This is a genomic window from Ruegeria sp. AF2, assembly GCF_056542025.1.
Genome location: NZ_JBQFZC010000007.1, coordinates 133957 through 145941, shown reverse-complemented (window position 1 = coordinate 145941; position 11985 = coordinate 133957). Strand labels below are relative to the sequence as shown.

The 11985-nt window shown below is 56.7% G+C and carries 9 protein-coding genes; 4 read left to right on the top strand and 5 right to left on the bottom strand.

From position 1 onward, the window contains the following. Positions 1–376: 376 nt before the first annotated feature. From katG to ACR0NM_RS18390, 3 genes are all read right to left on the bottom strand, one after another. The gene (gene katG, locus ACR0NM_RS18400) at positions 377–2578 is read right to left on the bottom strand and encodes a catalase/peroxidase HPI (protein ID WP_480616064.1); all 2202 of its coding nucleotides are present in this window, start codon (positions 2576–2578) and stop codon (positions 377–379) included. 424 nt (positions 2579–3002) lie between these two features. Beyond that, positions 3003–3986, bottom strand: coding sequence for a glycosyltransferase family 2 protein (locus tag ACR0NM_RS18395; RefSeq protein WP_480616062.1), 984 nt, complete (start codon positions 3984–3986; stop codon positions 3003–3005). A 46-nt stretch (positions 3987–4032) separates the two neighbouring features. Beyond that, entirely contained in the window at positions 4033–4890 is an 858-nt protein-coding gene (locus ACR0NM_RS18390) for an SDR family oxidoreductase (protein ID WP_480616060.1), read from the bottom strand. An 88-nt stretch (positions 4891–4978) separates the two neighbouring features. Between ACR0NM_RS18390 and ACR0NM_RS18385 the strand changes: the two genes are divergently transcribed. Then, on the top strand, positions 4979–5611 hold the full coding sequence (locus ACR0NM_RS18385) for a class I SAM-dependent DNA methyltransferase (protein ID WP_170408735.1): 633 nt from the start codon (positions 4979–4981) through the stop codon (positions 5609–5611). Positions 5612–5677: 66 nt separating this feature from the next. On the opposite strand, the gene ACR0NM_RS18380 is transcribed toward ACR0NM_RS18385, so the two are convergent. Further along, positions 5678–6664: a sterol desaturase family protein gene (locus ACR0NM_RS18380; protein WP_480616058.1), complete on the bottom strand. Its 987-nt coding sequence runs from the start codon at positions 6662–6664 to the stop codon at positions 5678–5680. A gap of 24 nt (positions 6665–6688) precedes the next feature. Then, on the bottom strand, positions 6689–7444 hold the full coding sequence (locus tag ACR0NM_RS18375; RefSeq protein ID WP_480616056.1) for a class II aldolase and adducin N-terminal domain-containing protein: 756 nt from the start codon (positions 7442–7444) through the stop codon (positions 6689–6691). 116 nt (positions 7445–7560) lie between these two features. Between ACR0NM_RS18375 and ACR0NM_RS18370 the strand changes: the two genes are divergently transcribed. The 3 genes from ACR0NM_RS18370 (at position 7561) to ACR0NM_RS18360 (ending at position 11856) form a co-directional block, all read left to right on the top strand. Next, positions 7561–8436, top strand: coding sequence for a LysR substrate-binding domain-containing protein (locus ACR0NM_RS18370; protein ID WP_480616054.1), 876 nt, complete (start codon positions 7561–7563; stop codon positions 8434–8436). Positions 8437–8593: 157 nt separating this feature from the next. Continuing rightward, positions 8594–10396, top strand: coding sequence for an adenine deaminase (gene ade / locus ACR0NM_RS18365; protein WP_480616052.1), 1803 nt, complete (start codon positions 8594–8596; stop codon positions 10394–10396). Further along, the gene (locus tag ACR0NM_RS18360) at positions 10393–11856 is read left to right on the top strand and encodes an AMP nucleosidase (protein ID WP_170399140.1); all 1464 of its coding nucleotides are present in this window, start codon (positions 10393–10395) and stop codon (positions 11854–11856) included. The genes ade and ACR0NM_RS18360 overlap by 4 nt, the downstream gene beginning before the upstream one ends. Positions 11857–11985 lie beyond the last annotated feature (129 nt).

Sequence of the window (11985 nt, the reverse complement as noted above, 5' to 3'; positions counted from 1 at the left end):
CCAATCTCTCAGCGCCACCGCCCAATCAAAAACCTCAGATGCCCCCAGTCTCTCCCGAGCGTCTCCGCAGCTTCCACCGCGTCCCAGCACCTCAGCAGCGCCGGTGAAGGGGTATTTACGGATTAGGTCTGGGACCTGCAACCCCCAATTTGAAAAAACTTCACATTTCCGACCACCTTCCTCTTCACCTTAATAAAAACAACAGGTTAGCTTAACAAATCCTCCCGAAAACTCACAAAAAAGAGATTTATAGAAAGAGAAAGAACAGTCTCTCGGCAGAATCGTACCCAATGCTTGGTACGCGCCCTGAGTCAGGCGCATGAAAACGCCGCCCGACTCTCCTCGGGCGGCGCAATTTACTGCGATGGTTATAGGGTTACTTCAGATCAAAACGATCCGCGTTCATCACCTTGTTCCAGGCCGAGACGAAATCGCAGACAAATTTGCCGCCTGCGTCGTCCTGACCATAGACCTCGGCCAGTGCCCGCAACTGCGAGTTCGACCCAAAGACCAAATCCACGCGGGTACCTGTCCACTTCACGTCACCACTTGCGCGGTCGCGGCCTTCATAGACGCCGTCACCGGATGGTTTCCATTCGGTGCCCATATCCAGCAGGTTCACGAAGAAATCGGTGCTGAGCGTGCCGACCCGTTCGGTCAGCACACCATGAGAAGTTCCGTCAAAGTTTGTGCCCAGCACACGCATCCCACCTACAAGCGCGGTCATCTCCGGTGCCGACAGCGTCAGCAGTTGCGCTTTGTCCACCAGCAGGGCCTCGGCCGGAACCGAGTATTCCTTGTGCAGGTAGTTGCGGAAACCGTCCGCCATCGGTTCCATCACCGTGAAAGACTCGACATCCGTCTGCTCTTGCGAAGCATCGGTGCGGCCGGGGCTAAAGGGAACATCAACGTCATGACCTGCAGCCTTGGCTGCCTGTTCGATGGCAGCACCACCACCCAAGACAATGACATCTGCCAATGAGACCTTCTTGCCACCAGACTGTGCGTCATTGAACGCTTTCTGAACGCCTTCCAGCGCATCCAGCGCCTTGGACAGTTTCAACGGTTCGTTGACCTCCCAATCCTTCTGCGGGGCCAGACGAACGCGCGCACCGTTGGCACCGCCACGCATATCCGATCCCCTGAAGGTCGAGGCCGAAGCCCAAGCGGTCGACACCAGATCTGAGACAGACAATCCCGTCGCGAGTATCTTGGCTTTCAGATCGGCTACATCAGCGTCGTCAATAAGCGCGTGATCCACGGCCGGGACGTTGTCTTGCCAAATAAGCTCTTCGCTGGGAGCCTCGGCTCCAAGATAACGCGCACGCGGACCCATGTCGCGGTGGGTCAGTTTGAACCACGCGCGGGCAAAGGCATCGGCAAATTCGTCCGGGTTTTCGTGGAAGCGCTTCGAGATCGGGCCATAGATCGGATCCATGCGCATCGCCATGTCGGCGGTGGTCATCATAGTCTTGACCTTTTTCGATGGATCACCCGCTGCCGGGGCCATGTCCTCTTCCTTGACCCCAACAGGTTCCCAGATCCACGCGCCCGCTGGGCTCTTGGTCAGGTTCCAGTCGTAGCCAAACAGCAGGTCGAAGTAACCGTTGTCCCACTTGGTCGGGTTTGCGGTCCAGGCACCCTCGATGCCGCTGGTGGTGGTATCATCACCCTTGCCGCTGCCAAAATCGTTGATCCAGCCAAAGCCCATCGCCTCCATCGGGGCGGCCTCGGGTTCGGGACCGACAAGACCGGGATCACCGGCGCCGTGGGCCTTACCAAAGGTGTGGCCACCCGCAACCAAAGCAACGGTTTCTTCGTCATTCATCGCCATTCGGCCAAAGGTGTCGCGAATATCGCGACCTGAAGCCAAGGCATCTGGCTGACCATCTGGACCTTCGGGATTCACATAGATCAGACCCATCTGAACAGCGGCCAACGGGTTTTCCAGATCACGTTCGCCCGAATAGCGGCTGTGCGGGTTCTCAGTTGGGGCCAGCCATTCGGTCTCGGCACCCCAATAAATGTCTTCTTCGGGTGCCCAGATGTCTTCACGACCACCGGAGAATCCAAATGTTGTACCGCCCATGGATTCGATCGCGCAGTTGCCCGCCAATATGTAAAGGTCAGCCCACGAGATCTGGTTGCCGTACTTCTGCTTGATCGGCCAAAGCAGACGGCGCGCCTTGTCCAGGTTGCCATTGTCCGGCCAGCTGTTCAGCGGAGCGAACCGCTGATTGCCGGTCGATGCGCCACCGCGGCCATCTGCCGTGCGGTAGGTGCCCGCTGCGTGCCAGGCCATACGAATGAACAAACCGCCATAGTGACCATAATCTGCGGGCCACCAATCTTGCGAATCTGTCATCAGCGCATACAGGTCTTCCTTCAGTGCCTTCAGGTCGAGCTTCTTGAACTCTTCGGCATAGTCGAATGTCTCGCCCATCGGGTTCGATGCAGGGCTATGCTGATGCAGAATCGACAGGTTCAGTTGGTTCGGCCACCAATCCCGGTTGGACCGGGCCTCGGCGCCATGCATTACCGGGCATTTGCCCATGTTGGGGGTATCACTTCCGTCCATATCGATCTCCAGTCCTGGCTAGATGTGTGCGTCGCGCGGTTAACTTTGAAACGAGAAACAGGGGTCTTGAGTGTTTTTGCGCTCGTCCTTGGAATGGGCATTACGCGGGATCGCGCAGATCGGCCCTGCCTTCATTGTAGGAAATAGCATTAACGACTCGTTCTTTCTGTTTGGATGTAGATTTAGCAAATCCAAGCCATTCATATAAGTTTTGTTTTTTGATGATATTGATAATCCAGGGCTATCACTTGAACATCTGCGCGCAGCCTGACCCTGAAGCGCGTGATTGCGATTGCACCGCCAAGCTTAACCATGCCTCGCAAGTCGGGCACGAGAGAGAGTAGACGCAAATAAGCTTACGATGATGGCCGCGCATGAAACGACTGAACTGAGTCTAACGCAAAACGGATTGACCGGCCCAGATTCAGTGGCCACTGACCTTCTTATAAAGGGCCGATTTATAGCCGAAGGGAATTCCCAATACCCCGACAAGCCACCCAACCGTTCGGGCGATCTGGATCAATCGCCGATCTGGTTGGAACGGAAACAGAAGGATTGCCCCTAACAGCGCCAACAAGCGGAAGGGGGTGCTCAAAAACCCCAAGATCGCCTTTGTTGGCTTCTGATCAAGCTTACGGCGCATATGGGTGTTGGACTGGTCCCTTCCCCGGGCGGTCTGATACCAGAATGACAACCTTTCGGGAGGAATGGTCTCGTACACAAAAGCGTCGGGCACCCAGCCGACCGGTAAGCCTGCAGCAACGGTCTCGGCATAGAACTTTGCATCCGTCCCGCCGGTCATCCGCATGGTTTCATCGAACCAAAGGCCGGTTTCGCTGAACAGGCGTGTCTCGCCCAGCCAGTTGTTTGTCACGATGGTCACGCCACCGGTACTGTTCAACGTGGCTTTCTTTGCAGCCGCGTTTTCCTTGTCGAGGTAACGATTGCTGATATTGCGCAACATCAGCCGCTGAATCGCGGTCTCCTGCCCCGATGGCCCCGCCGCACGAAGCGGAGCGCCCATTAGCACGGCAGAGCTGTTGCGATACCCGGCGACCAACCGTTCAAGCCAATCGACCGCCACCACCTCGTCATCATCGACAAAACAGAGCAGATCCGAGCCATTCTCCAACGCTTCGCGTGCGGCTCGGTTGCGTCCGAACGGGATGCCGAGTTCGGTCTCAAGGACATAGTTCAGACTTGCTCCATTAGGCAGCTTCTCCCCTACTGCCTGCACGGTACCTTCGCTGAGCGCTACGCTGTCGTTTTCCACTACCAAACATCGCACCGAGCAGTCGGGCGGCAGCTTCATCTCTCCCCAGCTTCGAATCAAAGCGGCCAGCATCTCGGGCCGCTGCCGGGTCAGGGTCGAAACGGTAATGTTCAGCGGGACAGAGCGGTCTTTCATCGAAATCCCATACAATCCGTGCCGGTTTCTTGGCAAGGCGCGGTGATCAAGTGGCATCCTTCTGATGCTGCATCAGTGCTTCCAACCCTACACGGTAGTTCGGATAGAGCAATGAGACGCCCAGTTCATCCTTGATCCTGTCATTCCGAACGCGCTTGTTCTCATTATAGAAACTGCGTGCCATCGGAGTCAGATCAGCCTCATCAAACGGAACCGCAGGTGGCATCGTCAGACCTTGCAACTCGGCCGCATAGCCGATCACGTCCTGCGGTGGCACCGGTTCATCATCACAGACATTATAGATCGCACCCGGATTGGGTTTGGCCATCGACGCGATCAAAACCTGTGCGATGTCGTCAACATGAATGCGCGAAAACACCTGGCCTGGCTTGATGATCCGCCGCAACCCTCCGCGCCTGAGCTTCGAAAACGGTCCTCGACCCGGCCCGTAAATCCCTGCCAGTCGGAAGATATGCAAGGGCAGGCCCGGAATGCCGCCCCATTGCTCCTCCGCACGCACGCGCCAACGGCCACGTTCAGCCGTCGGTGTGGCGGGCGTCGTCTCATCCACCCAGCCTCCCTGGTGATCCCCGTAAACGGCTGTGGTCGACAGGTAGCCGACCCATTTGAACTGTCCGATCCGCGCGGCGATCTCATCCTTCAATTCCGCCAGCACCGGATCACCATCGGCTGTGGGTGCTGTAGAGACAAGCAGATGCGTCACCCCATCCAGATCAGGCCGATCCCCCGGCCAGACCCAAGGCTCGGCGCCCGAGTCGCGGATTGTCTCAAGTTGCTGGGAATCACGCGTGGTTCCGATGACCCGCCATGTGGTTGGATCCAGTTGCCTCGATATCGCTCGGGCAGAATAGCCGTGGCCGAAGGAGAATAGTGTCTGTGTCATGGTCCCTTTGATGATCTGCCCAGCACGTGGATGCAAGCGCCGGATGGACGCACTTGATTCGAATCCTCTGATGCGCATTCATTGAGAAATGACCAAAAAGACACCTGACTTGCACGCAGCCTACTCCCTGAAATCGCCCGAGGAGAACAAGCGCCTTTATGCGGAATGGGCAGGGGAATATGACGACAGTTTCGCAGCGCTTGAGGACTATCAACTCCACATCCACACGGCGCGCGCTTTTGTGGGTGCAGGCGGACAAGGCCCGGTATTGGATGTAGGCGCGGGCACGGGGTTATGCGGAGCTATTCTGGCCGGGTTGGGCGTGGGTCCGATCGACGCCACCGATATCAGCGCCGAAATGCTGGACGAGGCGATGCGCAAGGATATCTATCGCGACGCGATCGAAGCCGATCTCAATCAGGGCCTGCCGGTTCCGCGCGGCAGCTATGCCGGTGTCGTCTCGTCCGGAACGTTCACCCATGGCCATCTTGGGCCAGAAGTTTTGCCAGCGCTCTTGCGCGTCGCACGCCACGGTGCGCAGTTCGCCCTGTCGATCAACGCAAAACACTTTGAGGCGCTCGGATTCGCCGATACCTTCCGCCGCCTCGAGGCGGATCAGATCAGAGACTTATCTTTAACGCAGGTCCGGATTTACGGCGATCTTGCTGCTGGCCCCAACAAAGATGACGTCGCTTTGATCGCGTTGTTTGAGAAAACCTAACCGAAGCTCTGCGTAGGTCATATACGGACCTATGCAGAACTCGGCGGGGCAGAACGCCCTCGTGATCTAAGTATACATCTGCTTCTTGAAAGCCCGTGTCCGCGTTGTCGCCTCGGCTGAACCATCGTGATAAGTGCCGAACCACTTGTCGAACGGAATCTCGGACGTGCCGTAGTTACACTCGAAATACCGGTGATGAAGCTGGTGGAAGAAGTCCCCTGCCCGCGCGGCATCCGTTTCACCAGCCTTCAGCTTTTCGAAACCCGAGTGAGACAGTACCGGGCTGATCTGCTGGAAGTAGGCGTGAAACAGCAGATGCAGCGGATGCGAGGGTACAATCAGATGGATGAAGTAGGTGGTGAAATAGAGAAGGTTTTCATACCAGTGGTTCGATATTCCTGACCATGGTCCGATATTGACGTTGCGATGGTGCACAGCATGAACGTGCTTGTAGAGTTTCGGGTGATGTTCCAATCGGTGCACCCAGTAGAAATGAAGCCCTGACCACATCGGGATGAAAAGCATCCAGATCACGAACCAAACGGGGGCCGTGGCCCAGGTTATCACTGGCGCATAGCCATTCGCCATCGCCCAGTAGATCAGCCACTGATAGACCGTCGCCACAGTCATCGCACTTCCCAGCGTCCACCAGATGTTATCCAAAACCTGATTTCGAAAGGTAAACGACCCATTGTCACGTGTCAGATCACGCCGGTCGAATTTCTTGTACATGCCCTGCCCTTTGCGCATGTAAAGCCACCAATGCAGACCTCCTGCTATCATGATCTGAGGCACCATGTTCAGCAGCCAGATACGGAACATCCAGCCGGGCGCGAAACTCTGCATGGTCTCTAATGGAGGTAAAAACACGAAATAGGCGGCAAAAGCCATCACCATGCAAAGCGTCAGCGACGTAACGGGAAGCCAAGCCCCTTTGTACCAGTTCAGGATAGCCGCAGGACGCGGCGGCCAGTTGAACAAAGGGTTCAATCCGACGGGCCCTTCGGGGCGGTAATTCCATCGGGCGGCTTCTGCATCATGCATATCGGTCATGGCTGAAACTCCTAACAGTGCGCTTCAGGTTGCGTAGTCCGAGCCTTCGGAATCCAGAACAGATTTGATTTCGCGTAAATGTGCTTCGGCCTGACCGGGATATTCATCAAGCTCTTGCGCGGTTTTCTCAGCAATCTCATCGGACAGAACGCGCAAAGGTTGCCCGGTTTGAAGAGCGCGAATGTACGTTTCTGCGGCGCGTTCAAAATAATAGAGTCGGTTAAAGGCATCTGCCGGACTGTCGCCGATCACCAAAACCCCGTGGTTGCCCATGATCATGACTTTCTTTTTCGGGTCCGACAGCATCGCGGCACAGCGCTCGCCTTCGCTTTCAAAAGCCAGACCTCCGAACTCTTCATCGATTACGTAGCGATTGAAGAAAGTTGCGGTGTTCTGATCGATCGGCGGTAAGGTGCTGTCTGCCAGCGAGGCAAGAACCGTCGCAAAAATCGAATGCACGTGCATCACGCAGCGCGCATGTGGGCAATGGCGGTGGATCGATCCGTGCAGCCCCCAAGCCGTTGGGTCCGGTGCGCCAGGCTGATCCATGACATCTTTGTCATTGGCATCAAGCAGCAGCAGATTTGACGCCTTGATACGCGCAAAATGCATCTGGTTGGCATTCATCAGGAACTGCGTGCCGTCTTCATTCACCGCGAGGCTGAAATGGTTCGCCACCCCTTCATGCATGTTCAACCGTTCGGTCCAGCGGAATGCGGCGGCCATGTCCACGCGTTCGGACCAATGATCGATGTTGGGACGCAGGTTTGTAACGCTCATGCCGGGCTCCTTCGCGAGGTATTCGATTTCTGGAAATCGTGCCTTCGCCGCAAACGTTTGACCAACGAAAAAAACAAGCCTAGTTCATTAGTAAAACTACTGGCAGAGTTATAAGCATGCAGAAATCACTTCCTCCGCTCGGCTGGCTACGCACATTTGAAGCGGCGGCCCGTCATTTGTCATTCACGGGGGCGGCGCGGGATTTGAACATGACGCAAAGCGCAGTCAGCCAGCAAATCAAATCACTAGAAGGCTATTTGGGTCAGCCCTTATTCCTACGTCGTCCGCGTGCATTGGAGCTGACCGAAGCTGGTATCACCTATCTGCCGGTCGTGCGTGAAGCCTTTCGAACTCTGGTAAGGGGGACACAAGCCGTCACGGGCGCACAACAAAACGCAGTTCAGGTCCAGAGCAATATCACATTTGCCGTCAACTGGCTGGCTCCGCGCCTACCCCGGTTTCGGGAACTGCATCCGGATGTACATCTGAATATCTTCACTGAGCTCTGGGAGCCGCGCGAAATGGCCGAAGGCGCGGCGGTGGAAATCCGCTATTCGCTGCGCCCGGCCGATACGGTGCGAACGGAATTGCTACGGACAGATCACTACTATCCTGTCTGTGCCCCCGACTTCCCGGTGACGCTGGAAACTCTGCAGGAACAGCCCCTGTTCGACTGTTCAAATTTGTTGTCGAATTGGGAGAGCTGGATCACAGATCAGGGCCTAACTTGGGGGAAACCTAAGGTAACCTATTCGACGACCTATCTGGTCAGCCTGTCGGTTGCGATGGCCGGAGGAGGCTTGTGTTTAGCCCACGACATGATCGCAAAACGGTTGATTGAAGAAGGCCGCCTGATCGCGCCGTTCAACCATCGCGCCGGAATGCCTGAGGCCTATTATCTATTGCTATCGCCCCAAGCCGAGGAAACGCCCGGCGCGTTGGCTTTTGTCGATTGGCTGCGTGCCGAGATCGAAGCCGATCGTCAAAACTAACTGCGGGTCGCTCCCACCCATCGTCAATGCCCTTCGGGCCTCTGCTCTGGTTGGGTGTGGCAGCGCTGACGTGCTGCGGATGGCAGGTTTTGTGATGATTCCATGATACCTTAATAGTGGGGGTTGCACCTTGCGCCGCATTCGGGAAAGTTGGGCCATGGAATACACTCCCTTCCCAAGTTGGCCCGATACCGCCCCTCGTCTCATCGCTGTTGCTTCTGGCCGCGAGGCTGCCGATTTGGTGATCCGTGGCGGCGTCTGGGTCAATGTGCATAGCCGCGAAACCCTGCCTGACCATGACTTGGCGATCGCTGCGGGGCGCGTTGCTTTTGTGGGGCCGGACGCCGCGCATTGTATCGGTCCTGAGACTCAGATCATCGAGGCGCACGGTCGCTATTTGGTGCCGGGGTTATGCGATGCGCATATGCATATCGAATCGGGCATGTTGACCCCGGCAGAATTTGCCCGCGCAGTCATTCCGCATGGCACAACTTCGATGTTCACCGACCCGCATGAGATCGCAAACGTGATGGGGTTGGAAGGCGTGCGCCTGATGCATGACGAAGCACTAATGCAGCCGGTGAACATCTTCACCCAGATGCCGTCCTGTGCACCCTCAGCACCGGGGCTTGAGACCACAGGGTATGAGATCACCGCCGAGGATGTGGCCGAGGCGATGTCTTGGCCCGGTATCATCGGGCTGGGCGAGATGATGAACTTTCCCGGTGTCATTCATGGCGATCCGAAGATGTTGGCAGAGATCGCGGCCACACAGCGCGCCGGTAAAACAGTTGGCGGGCACTATGCTTCGCCTGATTTAGGGCCGGAATTTGCCGCTTACGTCGCTGGTGGCCCTGCCGATGATCATGAAGGCACCTGCGAGGCCGACGCCATCGTACGTATCCGTCAGGGAATGCGGTCAATGATGCGGTTGGGGTCGGCTTGGTATGATGTCGAAAGCCAGATTACTGCGGTGACTGAAAAAGGGCTGGACCCGCGCAACTTCATCTTGTGCACCGACGACTGCCATTCGGGAACGCTGGTAAATGACGGACACATGAACCGCGTAGTGCGACATGCGATTGCCTGTGGTTGCGATCCTCTGGTTGCGCTGCAAATGGCAACGATCAACACGGCGACCCATTTTGGTTTGGAACGCGAGATCGGCTCGATCACACCCGGGCGGCGCGCTGACATTATCCTGAGTTCTGATCTGGTAGAGCTTCCGATCGAAACCGTGGTCGCGCGCGGTCAGATTGTGGCTGAAAACGGGACGGTAACGGTCGAATGCCCGCATCTGAACTGGCCCGCTAAGGCGCGAAATACCGTACACCTAGGGCATGCGCTGACCTCGACAGACTTTGAAATCGCAGCCCCTGCCGGAGCGAACCGTGTCACGGCCAACGTGATCGGGGTGGTTGAAAACCAAGCTCCAACGCAAGCGTTGAAATCCGAGCTACCGATTATCGAAGGGCTTGTTGAAGGCGAAGGCGATGTGTGCCAGATCGCATTGGTCGAACGGCATCGCGCCACGGGGGGTGTGACCAACGCCTTTGTCTCGGGCTTTGGGTATCAAGGCAAAATGGCCATGGCCTCGACCGTTGCGCATGACAGCCACCATATGATTGTTGTCGGTACCGACCGTGAACAGATGGCGCTGGCCGCAAACAGGCTGGCCGAAGTGGGCGGAGGCATCACAATCTTTCGCGATGGCGAGGAACTGGCCTTGGTGGAACTGCCGATCGCAGGCCTGATGTCCGACAACCCAGCGACTGAGGTTGCCGCCAAAGCAGAACAAATGGTCGAGGCGATGAAGACCTGCGGCTGTCAGCTTAACAACGCATATATGCAGCATTCTCTGCTGGCCCTGGTTGTGATTCCTGAACTGCGGATCTCAGACCTTGGGCTGGTGGACGTACGTACATTCGAAAAGATCGACCTTCTGGAACCCCTTGCATGACTACTATCCGAACACCTGACGTTCCCAACCCCGAGAAATTTAGCGATCCGCTTGCAGCTGTCGCACGTTTAGAAGAGCTCTATGAACAGGCGACAAAATTCCTGTGCGATAGGTTTGCAAATGCACTTAAGAACGGCGCTCCTACCGAGAGGTTTCGGGCGTTCTACCCCGAAATCCGGATCAGGACCTCGTCTTACGCGCAGGTCGACAGTCGGCTGAGCTTCGGTCACGTGTCCGAACCAGGTACTCATGCCACGACAGTGACGCGCCCCGATCTGTTCCGGTCCTACCTTACCCAGCAAATCGCACTATTGATCAAGAACCACGATCAGCCGGTCACAATCGGAGCCTCGGAAACGCCGATCCCGGTCCATTTCGCTGTCGCCAATAACCCGGATCTGGTTGTCCCGCATCAGGGTGCAGCTGGTTTCACTCTGCGCGATGCGTTTGATGTACCGGACCTGAATACAACAAACGACGATATCGTGAATGGCGTGCACGAGCTGGAAAACGAAGCCGGGCCCCTTGCGCTGTTCACGGCCCAGCGGGTGGACTATTCGTTGGCAAGGCTTTCGCATTACACCGCGACTGACCCCGGTCATTTCCAAAACCACGTGCTGTTCACCAACTATCAGTTCTATGTCTCGGAATTTGAGAGCTACGCACGGGCGCAACTCGCTGATCCCGACAGCGGCTATACCAGCTTTGTCTCGACCGGGAATGTTGAGATCACGGACGCCGAAGCCGTACTGGAACAGCCCCTTAAACTGCCGCAAATGCCAACCTACCACCTGAAACGCGCGGATGGGTCTGGGATCACGCTGGTCAATATCGGCGTCGGGCCATCGAACGCCAAAACGGCCACCGACCACATTGCGGTTCTGCGCCCGCACGCCTGGTTGATGGTCGGCCACTGCGCCGGTCTGCGCAACACGCAGGCGCTTGGGGATTTCGTACTGGCACATGCCTACCTGCGCGAGGACAAAGTGCTAGACGACGACCTGCCCGTCTGGGTGCCGATCCCACCGCTGGCCGAAGTCCAGGTCGCGCTGGAACAGGCTGTGGCCGAGGTAACCGAGTTGGAAGGCTACGAGCTGAAACGTATCATGCGAACAGGTACAGTCGCCTCGGTCGATAACCGCAATTGGGAGCTTCGCGATCAGTCCGGCCCGGTGCAACGGCTCAGCCAGTCCCGTGCGATTGCGCTGGATATGGAAAGTGCAACAATCGCAGCCAACGGTTATCGGTTCCGGGTTCCTTACGGCACCTTGCTGTGCGTCTCGGATAAGCCCTTGCATGGTGAATTAAAGCTTCCCGGCATGGCTTCGGCGTTCTATACCACTCAGGTCAGTCGTCATTTGGCGATCGGAATCCGGGCGATGGAGCATTTGCGCGGCATGCCGCTAGAACGGTTACACAGCCGGAAATTGCGTTCGTTTGACGAAACGGCCTTTCTCTGAAGCAAAAAAGCAACGAATTTCCCCTATTTTTGGGGTTTTTAGTGCTACTATTCGTTGTGTTCAGCCACAATATCCCGTTACAGTTACGCGGTGAGGCCCTATAGATCGGGCACGTTAAGGAGACCAAGA